Origin of the sequence: Peteryoungia algae (assembly GCF_030369675.1) — a bacterium.
Lineage (GTDB): Bacteria > Pseudomonadota > Alphaproteobacteria > Rhizobiales > Rhizobiaceae > Allorhizobium > Allorhizobium algae.
Window position 1 is genome coordinate 406,205 of sequence record NZ_CP128477.1, and the last position, 18,938, is coordinate 425,142.

Below are 18,938 nucleotides of genomic sequence, written 5' to 3' on the forward strand. Positions count from 1 at the left end.
CAGCTCAGCCGCGTCGCGCCGCCCATTCCGGGCGGAGAATGGACATCATGAAAAAGTCGCAGCGGCTGCCATCCGGCAGGAGACCCGCCTCTCGCATCACGCCTTCATGGATGAAGCCGTTTCTGCGGTACACCGCCTGCGCCCGAAGGTTTTCGCGCACAACGTCGAGCCAGAGGCGATGCGTATTGGTTTCGAGGAAGGCAAAGTCGACAGCACCGGCCAGCAAGGGCGTGCCCACCCCTTTCTCCGGACTGGCCACGGCGATGCGCTTGACACAGGCATTGCCGTCACGGTGCCCGAGATCCATCAGAATGACGAAGCCGAGGGATGCGCCTTCCGCGTCCTCGCCGATCAGATAGGCGAAGGCGGGGTCCGGAAGCTGAGCCTGGTGTTCGTCGAGACTGTAGCGCCCGATAAACTGATCATAGCCGGGCTTGCGCTCGGTCTCCATGATGAACGGGATGTCTGCCTCCGTTGCACGGCGCAGGGATAGCGCCGCCATGGATCAGAACTCCACCGCTTCGACGCGCTTGTCGACGAAGCGAAGGCCGACACCGCCGGAGATCAGCTTCAGCGCCAGATCGCCGAACAGTTCCTTGCGCCAGCCCTGGAGGGCCGCCACTTCGGCCTTCTCGCCTTCGGCTGCGATCTTTTCCAGGTCTTCGCTGTTGGCGATCACCTTGGAGGCGACGCCGTGCTTTTCCGAGGTCAGGCGGAGCAGGACTTTCAACAGTTCGACAGCCGACTGCGTGCCCTCGGGCGCATGCGCATGACGCTGCAGATGCGGCATGTCCGCCTTGGGAAGAGCGAGTGCCGTATTGACCTGTTCGATGATGGCAGCCCCGGAACTCGACCGCTCCCAACCTTTTGGAATGGTGCGCAGGCGACCCAGAGCCTCGGTATCCTTCGGCTGCTGTTGGGCGATTTCGTAAATTGCATCGTCCTTCAAGACGCGCGAGCGCGGCACGTTGCGGGCGCGCGCCTCGCGCTCCCGCCAGGCGGCGACATATTGCATGACCGCAAGTTCGGTCGGCTTGCGCAGGCGCATCTTGAGCCGTTGCCAGGCCTGTTCGGGCGGCAGGTCATAGGTCTCGCGGGACTCGAGGATCGCCATTTCCTCGGTCAGCCATTCGGCCCGGCCTTCGGCTTCCAGCTGGCCCTTCAGCTTCAGATAGACATCGCGCAGATGGGTGACATCGGCCAGCGCATAGTCGAGCTGCTTTTCGGACAGAGGACGGCGGCTCCAGTCGGTGAAGCGCGAGGTCTTGTCGATATGGACGTTTTTCACCTTCTGCACGAGCTGGTCGTAGGAGACCGAGTCGCCGAAGCCGCAGACCATGGCCGCGACCTGGGTGTCGAAGATCGGGTGCGGGAGCAGGTCGCCCAAATGGAAGATGATTTCGATGTCCTGGCGGGCCGCATGGAAGACCTTCACCACGGCGGTATTCGCCATCAGTTCGAAGAAGGGCTTGAGGTCCATGCCCTTGGCCATGGGATCGACGATGTATTCATGCTCCGGGCTTGCCATCTGGATGAGGCAGAGTTCCGGCCAGAAGGTCGTTTCGCGGAGGAATTCCGTGTCGATCGTGATGAAATCGGATTGGGCGAGAAGGCGGCAGGCCTCTTCGAGCGCGGCAGTGGTATCGATCATTTCGTCTCGGTCATGGAAACTACAGGATCAACCTTAGTTTCCCTTCTGGCCTTCCTTGTCAATATGAACAGCGGGGAAAGCAGGCCGCAGCGGGCCTCGCATGGCCAATGTCCCCTTATTCGTCGGGGGATGCGCCCTTCAGAACCGCAATGTTCTGGCTGTGGACGGCCTTATAGGGCGCGAAATAGGTGAGCGTCCCCGCTTCGAGCTCAGGCGCAATGAAGCTTTCCAGCCCCTCGTCCTTAAGGTTGGGATCGTCAAGACGGGACATCAGCCGCGTGAGATAGTCTCGCGTTGCAGTTATCAGCGACGGTGGATAGCCGCCGGATGCGATCACCTGCTCGTCGCCGTGATTGGGCAGGATGTGGCTGACGTCGAGCATGGCCAGCCGGTCGAGTTCGGCGATGTGCCGCGCGGTATGCTCCGGTTCGGAAATATAGGTGACAGTGTCTTCCAGCGTGTCGCCGGCGAGCAGCACGCCAAGATGCGGCAGAAGCAGGACAGTGCCATCGGCACTGTGAATATCGAACTGCATCAACCTGACCGTGATCTCTCCAAGCTCGAGCACCATTTCACCCTCGAAAACATCGGTCGGCATGATGACCGGATTGATCGGCGGATCCTTGGTGACAAGCACTTGGCGTTTCTCGATCAGGGTGTTGCGCGTCAACTTGTTCGACAGGATCGGACAATCGATGAAACCGGCACTGCCCGCCACATGATCCGTGTGCCAATGGCTGAGCACGACCCGGATGCTGGTTACGCCCAGGCCATAGAGATGGCTGCGGATGGCGCGCGCGTGGTCGAAGGAGATATGGGTGTCATAGACGATCGCGTCCGTTCCCGAGACGATCGCATAGCTCGCAACACCGAGGCTGTAGGCGCCGTCATCAAGCCAGTTGGGCTTGTCCGAATGCAGCCGCTTTCCGTCGATGCGCCCGTCATAATAGGCAAAGAGCCCCGGATAGGGCTCGTGGATACGCATCGTCTCGGAAAGGCTCATGTCATGTCACTCGGAAATAGCCGGTCATGCCGGTCTTCTGGTGTTCGATGATGTGGCAGTGGAAGACCCAGTCACCGGGATTGTCGGCCACCAGCGCAAGCTGGACCTTTTCATCCGGTAGCACAAGATAGGTGTCCGACACGAGCGGCTGCACCGGCCGCTTGTTCGAGGCGAGAGCCTTGAAGTTCATGCCATGCAGATGGATCGGATGGGCATGCGGCGTGACGTTCTCGACATTGAGCAGATAGGTCTGGCCGAGCTTCAGCTCCGCGATTGGCGCGGTCGGATCGGGTGTGTCGCCCGGATAGGGCACCTTGTTGATCGCCCAGAAGGAATAGCCGATCGAGCCGCAGATCGATTCGCGCGCCGCATTCTCGGCGGTGGCACTGAGCAGCAGCGGGATCGGGGTGGCGCTGGAAAGGTCCGCCTCCACCCCGGCATTTTCGGCGAGCGGCCCGAGATCGCCGAGATCGCGTTTCAGTGACGCGCCGACGGCACGAAACCGTGCCACCACCTTCGGCGTCGAGGGGCGGATGTCCTCCAGTACCATCTCGCCGCCCTCGCTGTCAGCAACCCGGACTGCGAGATCGAGCCGCTGGCCGGGCGAGACGACGGCCATGTCGAGCGCCATGCGCTCCGGCACCGGATGCCCGTCGACCGCGATGATCTGCGCCTCGGCGCCTGCGAGCTTGAGATTGTAGATGCGCGTTACGTCGGCGGCGAGGATACGGACCCGCACCAGCCCTCCGGCTGGCACGTCATAGCGCGGTTCGGTCTGCCAGTTGGCGGTGCGGAGTGTTCCGAAGGTTCCGGTCTTGGCTGCATCGCGCGGCTTGAACTGTTCGATGAACTGGCTGTCGTCGCCGAGCCGGAAATCCCGGAGGTTCAGCACCACTTCGCCGTCGAAGGCGGGGTCCCTGTCATCCTCGACCACCAGCACGCCGGCAAGTCCGCGCCCCATCTGGGTCAGCGTGTTGCAATGTGGATGGTACCAGAACGTGCCCGCATCCGGAGGCGCGAAGGCATAGTCGAAGCTGTCGCCGGTATAGACATAAGGCTGGGTGACGAAAGGTACGCCATCCTGATCGTTGGGCAGACGCACACCGTGCCAGTGAATGGTCGTCGGCTCATCGAGCCGGTTGATGAGCCTGGCCGCAAAAGCTTTGCCGCGCCGGGCCCGCAGGATCGGCGGGGAAGGGTCTGCGCTGGTTTGCCCGGCCAGTGCATATCGCATGACGCCGCGCGTAGCCTGCTTGCCGTCGAGCAGAACGTTGCCGCTCAGGGCTTCGATCTCGACTGGATCGGGGGCCGAAAAGGCCCGCGTGAGGCGCGGCATCACAGCAAGACCGGTACCATAGGCACCGAGCACGGCGGCAGATTTCAGAAGGGTGCGTCTGGTAACAATGGTCACGGTCGGAACTCTCGCTGGTCACCCATCTCATAAAGTTGAGGTGTCTGATCAGCAATAGCGACGTTTGGTCATGCTGTCGCAGCCAAGGCAGGGCCGGCTCAACCGCCATCCTTTTCGTTCGGTGGCGTTGCAAGCTTGCTGAAGAATGTCGAGGTGCGCAGCAGGCTGCGGAAGCGCATCCGCCGCTCTTCGGTCGGCACGGCTTCGCGCGCCCGGATACGGGCAAGCGTGTAGGCGGCGAAGAAGGTTAAGACGACGATCACATAGGTGAACAGCGCATGCGGCCCGAACGCGTCCATCAGGAAGGAGGCGAAGAGTGGTCCGACGACCGCGCCGACCGACCAGAAGAACAGCGTGCCGGCGGACACCAGGGCATGTTGACCCGGTGCCGCATGGTCGTTGGCATGAGCCGAGCAGAGTGAATAAAGCGGCAGTGCAAAGGCGCCGAAGGCGAAAATGCCGATGAAATTGGCGACGTCGCTCTCTCCCGCGAGGAAAGCGAGGAAGATCGAGGCGAACAAGGCCCCGATCGTCGAAACAAGAATGATGACACGGCGATCCAGCTTGTCGGAATAATGGCCGAGCGGATATTGCAGCACGATGCCGGCGAAGATGCCGATGCTCATGAAGCTCGCGATCGAGGTCACCGACATGCCGATGCCATCGGCATAGATCGGCCCGAGCGAGCGGAAGCTCGAATTGGTGAGCCCGATGACGATGCAGCCGACGGTCGCGAGTGGCGACACGGACCACAGGACCTTGATGTCGAACTTGACGTCCTTGGGCGGTGCAGGGCTCGACTTGTCGGCGAACGAGATCGGCACGAGCGACAGCGAGAGGGCCATGGCGATGATGGCGAAAAGATCGATGCCGCTGACACCGAAGAGCGGGATCATGTACTGTGCCGCCGTTACCGAGCCGAGATCGACGAAGCGGTAGACGGAAAGCGTGCGCGCCCGCGTGGCATTGGTGACGCGGGCGTTGAGCCAGCTTTCGACGACTGCGAAGAGGCCGGAAAAACAGAGGCCTTGCACGAGGCGCATGAGGAACCAGGAGATCGGGTCGATCATCAGCACCATCATGATCGAGGCTGCCGAGGCGATGGCCGCAAGCGCCGAGAAGGCGCGGATGTGGCCGATCGCCCGCATGATCTTGGTGATGTAGACGCAGCCGAGCACGAAGCCGATGAAATAGCCCGTGCCGACCATGCCGATGACCGAGGTGCTGAAACCTTCCTCGATGCCGCGAAGCGAGATGAATGTGCCCTGCAGACCGTTGCCGCCGATCAGGATGCCGGCGGTGAGAAGGAGAGGGATGAGGGGGCGGATATCGTGCATGAAGGGCCTGCGGGCCGCGGCGAGGGCGTGTGATGTGAGTCTGTGCCGTGGCAGACCGCATTCCTAGCCTCGAATCGCCGTTTGCAACAGGTCAAAATCCACGCTTGCCGCCCACCTGCATTGGTTACCTTCAAAGCAGGGGGTAGCCCTGCACGGCCTGGATGAAGGTGGCACCCACGACGGCAAGACAGACGAGCGCGCCGATGACGATGCCAGGTCTGGCGAAACGTGCTGCGAACCGGTCGAGACTGAGGCCGAGGAGCGGCAGTGCCTGCATGATGTGGGTGGCGAAGAAATGCGGCACACGCAGATCGCCCCCGCTGCGCGACCAGCCGAAGAGCGGCAGCCCGCCGAGATCCGTCCTGACGCCGCCGACCCAGTGCCCCGGGCCGTCGATCTGCCCGCTGCCGAGCGCGAAGGCGGTGAAGAGTGTCGCCACACTGCCGAGCACGAGCCCCCAGCCGCCACCGAGGCGCAGGCCGATGGGTGCGTCCGGACGCGGTCGCAGCAGGATGTAGAGCCCGATCACAAGGCTCGACAATACGAGAAGGGCAGCACCTGCGCCCATTACATTGTAGGCGATCGCCTCGGCCGGACTGCCGACGTTGAAATGTGAGGCCCTGCCGCGGGCGGCCTGCAGCGTAATGTAGAAGATCTCGCCGCTGGCGGTGATCACGGCCATGAGGCTCGCAAGCCAGACGCCGCGACCAGTGCGGGTCCGAACGTCAATCAGCGGCAGGAGAACCAGCAGCGTTCCGAGCATCAAGACCAGCGAAGCCTGGAACTTCAGGGGTTTGATCCAGACGCTGATATCGTTGATCAGTCGATCGTCGACAAAGAACGCGGTGAGGCTCGGCAGCGCCAGTGCCACCTGCAGGCCAATGCCGACGATCAGCAGGCTGCGGGTGCGGCGCTCGGCCGCCACGAAGTTCTGCGCCGGGGCGAGCGCCAGGCTGTCATGGAAGAGCATGGTCATCAATCAGGCCTTTCGGGCGGTGAGCGCCATTTCGCTGGCGCGGGTGATGAAGAACAGCAGGAGGCCGAGCGGGCCGAACATGAAGGTCGCGACCAGCATCGGCGCCTGCAGCAGCCGGTTGTAGCCGCGCCTGTCGGCCTCGACGGCGATCCAGGTGCCGATGAACAGGTCGAAGGCGAGGTAGTGGACCCAGCCTGCGACCAGCACCGGATCGTCCAGGAACAGGGTCCGCACCTCGGCAATCGAGCCGAAGCCGCCGCCCTCGACGCGGAAGAAATAGACGAAGATCAGGACGGCATAGGTGAGCGATAGCGCGCCGATCAGTCCGCATCGGATGAACCCGATGAGGGCGGGCCAGCGGGGTGCCAGAATGAGCAGGAGCCAGCCGGCCATGGCAGTGCTGCTGGTGGTCGAAAACACGGTGTCGGGGGACATGGGAGCCTCATCTTGACGGTGACAAGATTAGCATGCGGGATAACTTGGCAATGTCAAGATTGATTTTGACGGCGCGGTTTCGAGCGGTTATGAAGGGGCATGGCGAGACAAAAATCCTATCACCATGGCGATCTGCGCCAGGCTCTCATCGACACCGGGCTCACCATGCTCGAAGAGCATGGCCTGGAAGGCCTGACGCTGCGCAAGCTGGCCGCGCGTGTCGGCGTGTCCCATGCGGCTCCCGAACATCATTTTCCGTCGCTGCGCCACCTGATGACGGCCTTTGCCGTCGAGGGATTTCGTCAGTTTGCAGCCTCGATGCGCTCGGCCATGGCGGTGGCGCCCGATGATCCGGCAGGGCAGTTGCGTGCAGCCTCCCGCGGCTACCTCGCCTTTGCCTCGTCCCGGCCGCATCTCTTCAGGCTGATGTTCACGGCCAGCCGGCTTGACTGGGACGATCCGGCCATCGGCCCGACTGCCAGTGCCGCCCATGCGGTCCTGGTGGAAATCTCGGTTCCGGTTGCGAAACGCATGAAGCTGGATACACCTGAGGGCAGGGCGGCCGTCGAGCAACTCGTCTGGTCACAGATCCACGGCCATGCGCATCTGATGATCGACGGCAAGCTTCAGCAGGGCGGCGGCGGCGGCACCGGCTGTGAGCCGTTTGCGGCGCCGCTGGATCTGGCAAGTGTGTTGTTACCGGAGTGAAGGGCGCGAACGCCTCACGCAACACACGGTTCTCCGGCAACGAACAGGAAGCGGAACGGGATGAAGATAATGTGCCTCAACGGCTGGGGCGGAAAGCTGCATCAAGAACTGACGGCATACGTCAAGGACGTATCGCCCGATATCCTCTGTCTGCAGGAGGTCACGCACAGTCCTGCTGCAGAGTCGGAGTGGCTGACCTATCGAGACGGCGACCACATTCTGCCGCAGCGGGCGAACTTTTTTCGTGATGTCGCCCGCGTGCTTCCCGATCATGTGTCCGTGTTCTGTCCGGCAGCACAAGGAACGCTTTGGGATGGAGAACGCGCGGTGCCGTCCCAATGGGGACTGGCGACCTTTGTCCACAGCGCCCTCCCGGTGACCGCGCAGGTTCAAGGCTTCGTCCATAAGGCATTTTCGCCGCATGGTTATGGAGAGCACCCGAGATCAAGAAGCGCGCATGCCGTTCGCGTCTACGACTACGAACAGGACCGGTTCCTGTGCATCGCCCACATGCACGGGCTTCGCGATCTGAACGGCAAGAGTGACACGCCCGACCGCAGGCTGCAGGCCGAACGACTGGCGGAACTGGTCGCCCATGTGTCTGAGCCGGAGGATGGACTGATCGTATGCGGAGATTTCAACATCGAGCCGAACAGCGAGACCTTCGAGATACTCGGCACGCTCGGACTTGCGGACCTCGTCACCACGAGAGGGTTTCCAGGCACGCGCACATCTCATTATGCGAAGCCGGGCAGGTTCGCCGACTACATGCTGGTCAATGAACACGTCGCGGTTTCGGACTTTTCCGTCGTATTCGATCCAGAGGTTTCAGACCACTGCCCGCTGGTGCTGACGATCTGATTGGTTCTCAGGTGTGAATTGCGTCAATTGACGCGAGGAGCGAAGCCCCAAGCCTCCAGCCTTGACAAATCAGGCGGGTCATGCGCTTTTCCGCCCGATTTTCTATCGGTCGCGCGCCTCTCATGATGGTGCCCTGGCGTCCGTCACATTCGGGAAACTTGACCATGCATCCTTACCGCAGCCACACCTGTGCCGCTCTTCGCAAGTCCGATGTCGGGCAGACCGTCCGACTCTCCGGCTGGGTTCACCGTGTCCGCGACCATGGCGGCGTGCTCTTCATCGACCTGCGCGATCATTATGGCATCACCCAGGTCGTGGCTGATCCGGACAGCCCGGCCTTCAAGGCGGCCGAAATGGTGCGCGGCGAATGGGTGATCCGCATCGACGGCCGCGTCAAGGCCCGGACAGACGAAACGGTCAACAAGAACATGCCGACCGGCGAGATCGAGCTTTATGCCCAGGAGATCGAGGTTCTCTCGGCTGCCAAGGAACTTCCGCTGCCGGTCTTCGGCGAGCCGGACTATCCCGAGGATGTGCGCCTGAAGTACCGCTTCCTCGACCTGCGTCGTGAAACCCTGCACAAGAACATCGTCAAGCGCACCCAGATCATCTCCTCGATGCGCACGGGTATGGCCGCTGCCGGTTTTGCCGAATACTCGACCCCGATCCTGACGGCCTCTTCGCCGGAAGGCGCGCGTGACTTCCTCGTGCCGAGCCGCATCCACGAAGGCAAGTTCTTCGCGCTGCCCCAGGCACCGCAGCAGTACAAGCAGTTGCTGATGGTCGCCGGCTTCGACCGCTATTTCCAGATCGCACCCTGCTTCCGCGACGAAGACCCGCGCGCCGACCGCCTGCCGGGCGAGTTCTACCAGCTCGACGTCGAGATGAGCTTCGTTACCCAGGAAGACATCTGGGGCACGATGGAGCCGATGATGACCTCCGTCTTCGAGCAGTTCGCCGAAGGCAAGCCGGTCACCAAGGAATGGCCGCGCATTCCCTATGACGTCGCGATCCGCAAATACGGCTCCGACAAGCCGGACCTGCGCAACCCGATCGTCATGGAAGGCGTCACCGACCATTTCCGCGATTCCGGCTTCAAGGTCTTCGCCGGCATGATCGCGTCCAACCCGAAGGTCGAGATCTGGGCAATCCCCGCCAAGACCGGCGGCAGCCGCGCATTCTGCGACCGCATGAACGCCTGGGCGCAAGGGCAGGGCCAGCCGGGCCTCGGCTACATCTTCTGGAAGGAAGAGGACGGCAAGATTGCCGGCTCCGGCCCGCTTGCCAAGAACATCGGCGAAGAACGTACCGAAGCAATCCGCCAGCAGCTGGGCCTCGAGCCGGGCGACGCCGCCTTCTTCGTCGCCGGCGATCCGGCCAAGTTCTACAAGTTTGCCGGTGAAGCCCGCACGCGCGCCGGCGAGGAGTTGAACCTCATCGACCGTGATCGTTTCGAAATGTGCTGGATCGTCGACTTCCCGTTCTACGAATACAACGAGGACGAAAAGAAGATCGACTTCGCCCACAACCCGTTCTCCATGCCGCAGGGTGGTCTGGAAGCGCTGGAAAGCCAGGATCCTCTGTCGCTCAAGGCCTATCAGTATGACGCGGTCTGCAACGGCTTCGAAATCGCCTCTGGTTCGATCCGTAACCAGTCGCCGGAGCTGATGGTCAAGGCCTTCGAAAAGGTCGGCCTGTCGCAGAGCGATGTCGAGGAACGCTTCGGCGGCATGTACCGTGCCTTCCAGTATGGCGCCCCTCCGCATGGCGGCTGCGCCTTCGGCATCGACCGCGTGGTCATGTTGCTGGTCGGCGCGAAGAACCTGCGCGAAATTTCGATCTTCCCGATGAACCAGCAGGCCCAGGACTTGCTGATGAACGCCCCGTCGCCGGCGACGCCCGCACAGCTGCGCGATCTGGCGCTGCGTGTCGTGCCGCAGCCGAAAAAGGACTAATCGGGTCCGGGTATCTGGAGATGACGAAGGCCGGGAGTGATCCCGGCCTTTTTTGTTGTGTCTCGGGACATGCAAAAGCCCGGCTGCTTTCGCAACCGGGCTCTTGTCTTGAACGCCGAGGCAATCAGTCGTTTGCGGTGACCTTGAGCCCGATCAGGCTGGGAATGGTCTCCGGCGCGCCCATGGCCGCACCCATGATCATCGGGAACGCAATCGGATTGGCCGGAGCGGCGGCAATGGTGAGTGCCTTCGGATCGTCGATATAGGTGTTGACGGCAGCCGAGACCTCGTTCTGCAGCGCACCGAGCTTGGCCTGGGCGAGCAGGATCGGGACCATGCCCTTGACCATCTGCGCCATCGTCGCGCCATCGGTCCCCTGGCTCTTGCCGGCATAGTCGAAGCCGCGCTTGGTGATCCCCGCATCCTCGAAGCGGATCTGGGCATCGACAAGCGACATCTGTTGCACGAGCCCGAGCATGGCGAGACCGGCGGCCTGCTGGGCCTGTTCGTTCTGCGGCTGTGCCTGCATCATGCGGGCCTGTTCCTGCATCTGCTTGACGAGCTCAAGCGTGTAGCCGGACATCGAGAAGGCGAGGCTGAGCTTGCCGACATTGGCAAAATCGATCGAATAATCCTCGATGTCGATCGTGCCGCTTTCGACTTCCCAGCTGCCGGACAGGTTCATGTTGCCGTCGAGGCTGGTCAGGCCGAGCGCTTCGATCGTTTCCCGGGCCTTCGGGTCTTCGACCGCGCCAAGATCGGCCTTCACGCCGGTGACAGTCCCCTCGAAGGTAATGGTGCTTTCATCCTCGGACAGGCCCATCGTGCCCACGGCTTCCGACAGGGAAAAGACGGGCTTGCCGTCTGCGGTGACGTCTACCGGGCCACTGTGTGCCTCTTCGTAAAACATCAGCGAATCGATACCTTCGGCACTGGTGTCGCCGGGCACATAGACGCCGGAGAGGTAGAGGTCCTGAACCTTGAGCGTGGATTTCTCCTCGGTGACATTGACCTCGGGAAATTCAACGCGCTCGATGTAGTAGGAGCCGCCTTCTTCCTCGCTGACACCCTGGAGCGTCACTTCCTCAAGTGCCAGGGGCTTTCCAGCCGTGGGGCCGTCAACGCCGAGCTTCAGGCCCTTGAGGATCACGTCGGTGCCGTCGACCTCGATGCTGTCCGCAGTGATGCTCGTACCGCCGGTGGCGAAGGAGGCATTGATCTTCTTGAGCAAATCCTGTCCGTCCAGCGCGAGCGCGGGGTTGGTGAAAGCGCAGAGCGCCGCGCCCGCAAGCAGAATTCGGGTGGAACGGTACAAGGTCATGACGAGGTCCTCTGTTGATTTTGGCAGCGTTTGACGTGCCCAAAAGGTCGGCGATATTTATAAGGGGGATTGAAAAAACGTCCACCGGTTTTCGCCATAGACCGGTGCGTGCCGATTGTGGCGTGATGACGGTCACAGCCCCTTAATCCACAGGCAGAATCCCCGGTTTCCTTGCCGTTCCGGGTCTTCTCCGCTAGGGGAGACCCATGGGGACAAATCAGCTTCCGCCCGAAGAGGGTGGCGACAACATTCTTCCGGTTGACCTGAAGGCGGCGCTCGAAGAGCGCTATCTCGCCTACGCCTTGTCGACGATCATGCACCGCGCTCTGCCGGACGTCCGCGACGGACTGAAACCGGTGCATCGCCGTATCATCCACGCGATGAGCGAGATGGGCATCAGGCCGAACTCGGCCTTCAAGAAATGTGCCCGTATCGTCGGTGACGTCATCGGTAAGTTCCACCCGCATGGTGACCAGTCGGTCTATGACGCTCTGGTGCGCCTGGCTCAGGACTTCTCGCAGCGCTATCCGGTCGTGGACGGGCAGGGGAACTTCGGCAATATCGACGGCGACAGTGCTGCAGCCTATCGTTACACCGAAGCCCGCATGACGGATGTCGCGGCCCTGCTTCTCGAAGGCATAGATCAGGACGCCGTCGACTTCCGTCCGACCTACAACGAGGAAGACGACGAGCCGACGGTTCTTCCGGGCGCCTTCCCGAACCTTCTCGCAAACGGTGCGACCGGCATTGCGGTGGGCATGGCGACCTCGATCCCGCCGCACAACGCCCATGAGCTTTGTGATGCTGCCCTCTACCTCATCAAGAGCCCCGGCGCCTCCGTCGAGGATCTGTTTGCCGATCCGGAGCATCCGGAGCGCGGTGGCATTGAGGGGCCAGACTTCCCGACCGGCGGTGTGATCATCGAGAGCCGTGCCTCGATGCTCGAGACCTATCGTACCGGACGCGGCGGCTTCCGGGTGCGTGCCAAGTGGGAAATCGAGGATCTCGGCCGTGGTGGCTATCAGATCATCGTCACGCAGATCCCCTTCCAGGTGCAGAAGTCGCGCCTGATCGAGAAGATCGCCGAACTCCTGATTGCTCGCCGCCTGCCGCTGCTCGAAGACGTGCGCGACGAAAGTGCGGAAGACGTACGCCTTGTCCTCGTGCCGAAGAGCCGCACGGTCGACGCCACGCTGCTGATGGAATCGCTGTTCAAGCTCACCGAGCTCGAGAGCCGCATTCCGCTCAACATGAATGTGCTGTCGCAGGGCAAGGTGCCCAAGGTCATGGCCCTCAACGAGGTGCTGACCGAATGGCTGGACCACCGCAAGGACGTGCTCGTCCGCCGGTCGAAGTTCCGCCTGGCCGCAATCGACCGCCGCCTCGAGATCCTCGGCGGCCTGCTGATCGCCTATCTCAATCTCGACGAGGTGATCCGCATCATCCGCGAGGAGGACGAGCCAAAGCCTGTCCTGATCGCCAAATGGGATCTGACCGACAATCAGGCGGAAGCCATCCTCAACATGCGCCTGCGCAACCTGCGCAAGCTCGAGGAATTCGAGATCCGCAAGGAGCATGACGCGCTCTCCGCTGAAAAGGCGGAGATCGAATCCCTTCTCGCCTCCTCGGACAAGCAATGGCAGACGGTCGCCTGGGAAATCGGCGAGGTGAAGAAGAAATATGCGAAGGCGACCGAGCTCGGCCGCCGCCGCACCGTTTTCTCCGACGCCCCGAGTGCGGATGTCGAGGCGATCCAGCAGGCGATGATCGAAAAGGAACCGATCACTGTCGTCATCTCGGAGAAGGGCTGGATCCGCGCCCTCAAGGGCCACATCGCCGACACGTCAGCGCTGACCTTCAAGGAAGGCGATGCGCTGAAGGTGGCTTTCCCGGCCCAGACGACCGACAAGATCCTGATCGTCACAACGGGCGGCAAGGTCTATACGCTGGGCGGCGACAAGCTGCCGGGTGGCCGCGGCCATGGCGAGCCCTTGCGAATCATGGTCGACATGGAAAACGATCAGGATGTCCTCACCGCCTTCGTGCATGACGCCAGCCGCAAGCTGATCCTCGTCTCAACCGCCGGCAACGGATTCATCGTGCCGGAAGGCGAGGTTATCGCCAACACACGCAAGGGCAAGCAGGTGATGAATGTCGGCATGCCGGACGAGGCCAAGCTCGTGGTGCCGGTCAGCGGCGACCATCTGGCCGTGGTCGGCGAAAACCGCAAGCTGCTCGTCTTCCCGCTCGTCCAGATTCCGGAAATGACCCGAGGGAAGGGTGTCCGCCTGCAGCGCTACAAGGATGGCGGCATTTCCGACGTGAAGTGCTTTGCGATCGCAGACGGCCTGACCTGGGCCGACAGCGCCGGCCGCACCTTCACCAAGACGAAGGACGAGCTGGTCGAATGGCTCGGCGAACGCGCAACGGCCGGACGTCTGGTTCCGAAGGGCTTCCCGCGCAGCGGCAAGTTCTCTGGCTGATATCCCTGGATATGAGACGAAAAAAAAAGCCGGTCCCTGGGGGCCGGCTTTTTTGTGGGCGATTGTTTCGGGGGTCAGCGACCGCCGACGCTCGCCAGTCGTGGAAAGGGCTTGATCCGCACTTCATCGATCGGCGCCGGGCGGCCGAGAAAGTAGCCCTGTCCGAGTTCGATGCCGAGTTCGTGCATCAACTCGACATGGTCGGCGGTTTCCAGGCCCTCGATCAGGATCTTCAGGCCGCGATTGCGGATGAGGCGGATGATGTCTTCCAGCATGGCGCGGCCGGCAGGCCGGCGCGCATCCTGAAGGAAGGAACGGTCGATCTTGACCGTGTCGAAGGGGAAGAGCCTGAGCCAGGAAAGGCCCGCGAAACCCGTGCCGAAATCATCGAGCCAGATCCGGATGCCGAGCGCCTGCAAGTCGGTGATGCAGCGGATGACATCCGACTGCCCCTCCATGTCGATGCCTTCAGTGATCTCGAAAGCGAGTTGCGATCCGGCAACGCGGGTTTCTTCGAGAATGGTCGAAACGGCCAGAGCAAAGCCGCGCGACTTGAGCTGGATGGCCGACACGTTGACGCTCGCCATCGGTGCGACGCCTGTCGCCAGCACCTCGGTGCAGGCGCGCCGGATCGCCCATAGGCCGAGGTCGAGGATGGCGCCCGTGCGTTCGGCGACCGGAATGAACTGCGCCGGCGAGAGCGGCGTTCCATCAATCATCTTCATCCGCATCAGCGATTCCACCGCTTCGACACGGCCGGTCTTCAGGTTCTGGATCGGTTGGTAGACCAGGTTCACGAGGTCGTTCTTGATTGCCATGCGCAGCGTGGCTGCGATGTTCTCGTTATCGTCGCTGGTCAGCGGATCGTTCGGATTGAAGAGCCGGATACAGTTGCGACCGTTCGCCTTGGCGGAGTAGAGCGCCCGGTCTGCTTCGTTGATGATGCGCTCCAGCTTGGGCCCGGTCTGGGGGCGGGTATAGGATGCACCCACACTGACGGTGACGAAAGCCTGCCCGTCGCGTCGCTGGTCGTGTACGAGATGCAGACCCTCGACGGCACTGCGGATGATTTCGCCGAGCGCCATGACCTGGTCCCGGCCGGTCACGCGCGACAAGACGATGAACTCTTCGCCGCCGTACCGCCCAACGGAGGCGTTGAGCGGCTTCAGCGTCTCGCTCAAGACGTTCGCCACGAGGATGAGGCACCGGTCGCCGGATTGGTGACCATAGAAGTCATTGTATTTTTTGAAGAAGTCGACATCGACGAGAATGGCCGCGAAGGCCTTGCCCTCGGTCTGCCAGTCGTTCCAGTGGTCGCGCAATCGCTTGTCGACCGCACGGCGGTTTTCCAGGCCGGTCAGGTAGTCCGTGTTCGAGAGACGCTCCAGCGCGACGCCCCGCTTCTCGGCTTCGTCGTGTTGATGCGCGGCTTCGATAGCATTGAGGAAGACGTTGTATCGCTCTTCGTTGAGCTTCCAATTTACGTAGGACGTGAACAGGAAACATGAAGCGTAGAACAGAATGATCACCGCGCTTTGAGCGAACGAGAGCGCCGGCGCATAAAACATGCTGATCAGAAATATGACAAAAATGGTTAGTGAAGTCAGAACCGACATGCGGAAGACGAGGTTGAAGAAGAGGTTGGCACTCATCATGAAGATCGTGCCGAAGAGCATGTAGTAACGGAAAGCGTCCTCTGCCATTGTATGGGTCGAGGGGACCAGCCAGGCTAGATAGCCCATGACGACGGTCGCAGCACAGCTCAGATCTACCCAGCGAAGGTCCACGCGTCGCGTAACCAAGACTTCGACCACTGCAAGTGCGGATACGGCGACGACCACGCGCGCGATCACAGTCTGGAACGCAACGTCGGGTATAAGGAGCGCATCGGCGGCGCCGAAAAGCAGGTATACGAGAGCCGCGAGCCAGAGTCCTTGCCGCGTTTGGCGCAGCTGCGTCGAACTGCGATGTACTTGGTATAGCGCCTTCAGGGCCGGCGCAGTCAGTGTCTTGGAGTCGACCGCCGGCGGGCTGTAGACCGGAGGACCGGACCGGCTTCCGCCGGACTGCGGCGCGGCCTGAGCCAGCAAATTTTCGTCGCGACAACCGCGCACTGGGCTCTTGATGACCCGATCCATCACGACTCCATCGTTGGCGCAAACATCTGGCGCCGTGCTACACCATCCGTCTCACGTATTAACTATGTTTTAATGTCTGACTTAATTCGGAGTGCACTTACTGGCTTCTGCGATTATGGTTTACGAAGAATTAATATCAGCATTGAGTAAAAAGGAGCGAAGTGTGAGCGATTTGGAGATTGCATTCGATGGGCAGAGCCTAATCACGCCTGACTCCATTGCGGCGAAAGTCTTCGCGACCTCGTCTAAGGTCAGCGACAAGCAGGTTGCTGAAGCGCGTACCGAAATGGCACTTCACCTTCGCATGGCCGAGCAGCAATTCGAGCAGAAAACTCCGGTTGGACAGATCATGCTCCGCCTGCTCACTGGCCTCCATGGACTGCGCAACCGCTACTCGCTGAACGTCTGGGAGCAGCTCATTCCCTTGGCGCAGACCCACGCGATTGCTCGGCACTTCCATGAGGATCCTTTCACCCGCTGGTCTTTCGAGAAACCGCGCGGCTACTCGGGTGATGCGGGACTGCTCGACTTCATCTATGGCCACCCATCAGTCCAGTCGATGCTGGATGCGGCAAGTCCGATGGGCAAGGAAGTCCACGCCTTCACTAGCCAGTCGCCAGCGTGCGCCGCCGTCCGCGAACGGCGCGATCTGCTTGCCCAGTTTGTCGATGACGTAGCGTCTTCCCGGGGCGGGGAGGCTGAGATCCTGACGATCGCAGCGGGCCATCTGCGCGAAGGCAGTATGTCTCAGGCGCTGAGGGACAAGACGATCAAGCGTTGGCTCGCTCTCGACCAGGATCCTCTGAGTGTCGGTGCGGTGGCAAGTGAGTTCGCTGGCACGGCAGTGGAGGCGGTCAACGGATCCGTTCGCACAGTTCTGACCCGTGCCCAGACCCTCGGCACCTTCGATTTCATCTACGCCGCCGGCCTGTACGATTATCTGGCCGACGAGGTGGCGATCAAGCTGTCCCAGCGGTGCCTGCAGATGCTTAAGCCGAACGGAACCTTCCTGTTTGCCAACTTCTCGCAGGAAGTCCCCGACGACGGCTATATGGAAACGTTCATGAACTGGGCGCTTTTACTTCGGTCGGAAGAAGACATGTGGCGGATCATGCGCGGAGCGACTCAAAGTCTCGATGTCGAATGCTCGCTGCGCTTCGGCCAGAACAAGAACATCGTTTACGGCATCATCCGCAAGCTGTCCTGAAACGAAACAGCCCTCCGCCCAGAAACTGGGCGGAGGGCTCGAAGAATCCCAAAATGGCACGCTTGAAAGCGGTGATTTCGAAGATTACCCCTCAAATTCAGGGGTAAACCGTGCCCAGCCCTGGCTCATCAGGTGCTCCTGCGGCTGAAATCGGGTCTTGTAGCCCATTTTCTTCGAGCCCTGCACCCAATAGCCGAGATAGACATGCGGCAGGCCGAGGGCCCGTGCCCGGCGGATGTGGTCGAGCACCATCATCGTGCCCAGTGACCGCTTCTCCATGTCCGGATTGTAAAACGAATAGACCATCGACAGCCCGTCGCTCATCAGGTCCGACAGGGCGACGGCGACCAGTTCGCCCTGCGGTTGGGGGGAGACCCCGTCACCGGGCGTGCGCAGGCGGTATTCGATCACCCGCGTCTGCACATGGCTGTCTTCGATCATGATCGCATAATCGAGCGCCGACATGTCCGACATGCCGCCATTCTGGTGCCGATGGTCGAGATACTGGCGGAAAAGCGAGAATTGTTCGGTCGACGGCTGGGCCGGAAAGACCGTCGCGATGATGTCGCTGTTGACAGCCTCGATGCGACGGAAGCTGCGGCTGATCTCGAACTCGTTCACGAGAACCCTGACCGAGACGCAGGCCCGGCAGGATTCACAGGCCGGCCTGTAGGCGATGTTCTGCGACCGGCGGAAACCGCCCTGGGTCAAAAGATCGTTCATTTCGGTGGCGCGTGGACCGACGAGGTGGGTGAACACCTTCCGCTCCATCTCCCCCGCCAGATACGGGCACGGAGCTGGCGCCGTCAGGTAGAATTGCGGGGAAGGGGAGGTCTGCGTGTTCATCTGCTGCCGAAGAGAATCCTCTAGCCACTCCTGTTCGAGCTAGGATGGCGCAAGAATCGAAAAGGTCAACACTCCGGCGCAAATGCCGGAGTGCATTGTCACGAAAAGAGATTTCGAGACCTAGTAGGTGCGGACCGCAGCGGTGCCGAGCAGGAGGTCATGCACCAGGCGCGAACGTTCGATGAAGAGGCCGGCCAGCAGGATGAGCGGTGTCAGGACCGAATTCAGGATCCAGAACAGGGCCAGATGCGCGATCGCGGTGACGAAGTCGATCTTGCGTCCATCGAGGCGGACCATGGCGATGCCCATCATTCGCATGCCCGGTGTCGCCTGGGAGGGGCCGGCAAGCGACATGCCGAAATAGAGACCCGCAACGACGAAGAAGAGGATCGGATAGAGCAGCCAGCCCAAGCCGAGCGTCAGCACGCCGAGGAAGAAGACGATGACTGCCGCCGGGATCCACAGGAGACCGATGAACAGATAATCGACCAGAAAGGCGAAGACACGCCGTGAAAGCACGCCGCTATAGGCGCGCCAGTCTTCGGGGGCGGCATAGGACGGGTTGCTGTCGAGGCTCATGTCGGGCTCCTTGTGCGGTTCTGTTTC

Annotated in this window: 16 protein-coding genes; 5 read left to right on the forward strand and 11 right to left on the reverse strand. The window is 61.6% G+C overall.

From position 1 onward, the window contains the following. Positions 1–4: 4 nt before the first annotated feature. The 7 genes from QTL56_RS02090 to QTL56_RS02120 all read right to left on the reverse strand — a co-directional run bounded on the left by QTL56_RS02090 (position 5) and on the right by QTL56_RS02120 (position 6,813). Positions 5–502, reverse strand: coding sequence for a GNAT family N-acetyltransferase (locus tag QTL56_RS02090; RefSeq protein ID WP_245137161.1), 498 nt, complete (start codon positions 500–502; stop codon positions 5–7). 3 nt (positions 503–505) lie between these two features. Further along, the gene (gene rnd / locus QTL56_RS02095; RefSeq protein ID WP_229575872.1) at positions 506–1,651 is read right to left on the reverse strand and encodes a ribonuclease D; all 1,146 of its coding nucleotides are present in this window, start codon (positions 1,649–1,651) and stop codon (positions 506–508) included. Positions 1,652–1,766: 115 nt separating this feature from the next. Next, the gene (locus QTL56_RS02100) at positions 1,767–2,654 is read right to left on the reverse strand and encodes an MBL fold metallo-hydrolase (protein WP_245137160.1); all 888 of its coding nucleotides are present in this window, start codon (positions 2,652–2,654) and stop codon (positions 1,767–1,769) included. A 1-nt stretch (position 2,655) separates the two neighbouring features. Further along, the gene (locus tag QTL56_RS02105) at positions 2,656–4,065 is read right to left on the reverse strand and encodes a multicopper oxidase family protein (protein ID WP_245137159.1); all 1,410 of its coding nucleotides are present in this window, start codon (positions 4,063–4,065) and stop codon (positions 2,656–2,658) included. Positions 4,066–4,163: 98 nt separating this feature from the next. Further along, positions 4,164–5,402 (reverse strand): MFS transporter, encoded by a 1,239-nt coding sequence (locus QTL56_RS02110; protein ID WP_229575875.1) that lies wholly within the window; start codon positions 5,400–5,402, stop codon positions 4,164–4,166. A 130-nt stretch (positions 5,403–5,532) separates the two neighbouring features. Then, the gene (locus QTL56_RS02115; protein ID WP_245137158.1) at positions 5,533–6,378 is read right to left on the reverse strand and encodes a hypothetical protein; all 846 of its coding nucleotides are present in this window, start codon (positions 6,376–6,378) and stop codon (positions 5,533–5,535) included. 3 nt (positions 6,379–6,381) lie between these two features. Beyond that, positions 6,382–6,813 carry an ABA4-like family protein gene (locus QTL56_RS02120; RefSeq protein WP_245137157.1) on the reverse strand — a complete coding sequence of 144 codons (432 nt, stop codon included), beginning with the start codon at positions 6,811–6,813 and terminating at the stop codon, positions 6,382–6,384. Between the two features lie 99 nt (positions 6,814–6,912). Between QTL56_RS02120 and QTL56_RS02125 the strand changes: the two genes are divergently transcribed. The 3 genes from QTL56_RS02125 (at position 6,913) to aspS (ending at position 10,337) form a co-directional block, all read left to right on the forward strand. Further along, a complete protein-coding gene (locus QTL56_RS02125) occupies positions 6,913–7,521 on the forward strand; it encodes a TetR/AcrR family transcriptional regulator (RefSeq protein ID WP_245137156.1) in 609 nt (202 codons plus the stop codon). 60 nt (positions 7,522–7,581) lie between these two features. Beyond that, complete coding sequence (locus QTL56_RS02130; protein ID WP_245137155.1) at positions 7,582–8,382, forward strand: endonuclease/exonuclease/phosphatase family protein; 801 nt, start codon at positions 7,582–7,584, stop codon at positions 8,380–8,382. Between the two features lie 164 nt (positions 8,383–8,546). Beyond that, positions 8,547–10,337 (forward strand): aspartate--tRNA ligase, encoded by a 1,791-nt coding sequence (aspS, locus tag QTL56_RS02135; protein ID WP_245137154.1) that lies wholly within the window; start codon positions 8,547–8,549, stop codon positions 10,335–10,337. A gap of 124 nt (positions 10,338–10,461) precedes the next feature. On the opposite strand, the gene QTL56_RS02140 is transcribed toward aspS, so the two are convergent. Further along, complete coding sequence (locus QTL56_RS02140; RefSeq protein WP_245137153.1) at positions 10,462–11,658, reverse strand: aq_1923 C-terminal domain; 1,197 nt, start codon at positions 11,656–11,658, stop codon at positions 10,462–10,464. A gap of 206 nt (positions 11,659–11,864) precedes the next feature. Here QTL56_RS02140 and parC point away from each other — a divergent pair, with 206 nt between their 5' ends. Further along, positions 11,865–14,141, forward strand: coding sequence for a DNA topoisomerase IV subunit A (gene parC / locus QTL56_RS02145; protein WP_245137152.1), 2,277 nt, complete (start codon positions 11,865–11,867; stop codon positions 14,139–14,141). A gap of 74 nt (positions 14,142–14,215) precedes the next feature. On the opposite strand, the gene QTL56_RS02150 is transcribed toward parC, so the two are convergent. After that, complete coding sequence (locus QTL56_RS02150; protein WP_245137151.1) at positions 14,216–16,279, reverse strand: putative bifunctional diguanylate cyclase/phosphodiesterase; 2,064 nt, start codon at positions 16,277–16,279, stop codon at positions 14,216–14,218. Positions 16,280–16,442: 163 nt separating this feature from the next. Here QTL56_RS02150 and QTL56_RS02155 point away from each other — a divergent pair, with 163 nt between their 5' ends. Further along, positions 16,443–17,486, forward strand: a complete 1,044-nt coding sequence (locus QTL56_RS02155; RefSeq protein ID WP_245137201.1) for a class I SAM-dependent methyltransferase — start codon at positions 16,443–16,445, stop codon at positions 17,484–17,486. A gap of 84 nt (positions 17,487–17,570) precedes the next feature. Here the strand turns inward: QTL56_RS02155 and QTL56_RS02160 are convergent, their stop codons facing one another. Both QTL56_RS02160 and QTL56_RS02165 read right to left on the reverse strand, forming a co-directional pair. Continuing rightward, positions 17,571–18,332 carry an arginyltransferase gene (locus tag QTL56_RS02160; protein ID WP_245137150.1) on the reverse strand — a complete coding sequence of 254 codons (762 nt, stop codon included), beginning with the start codon at positions 18,330–18,332 and terminating at the stop codon, positions 17,571–17,573. A 120-nt stretch (positions 18,333–18,452) separates the two neighbouring features. Further along, positions 18,453–18,911 (reverse strand): RDD family protein, encoded by a 459-nt coding sequence (locus QTL56_RS02165; protein ID WP_245137149.1) that lies wholly within the window; start codon positions 18,909–18,911, stop codon positions 18,453–18,455. Positions 18,912–18,938 lie beyond the last annotated feature (27 nt).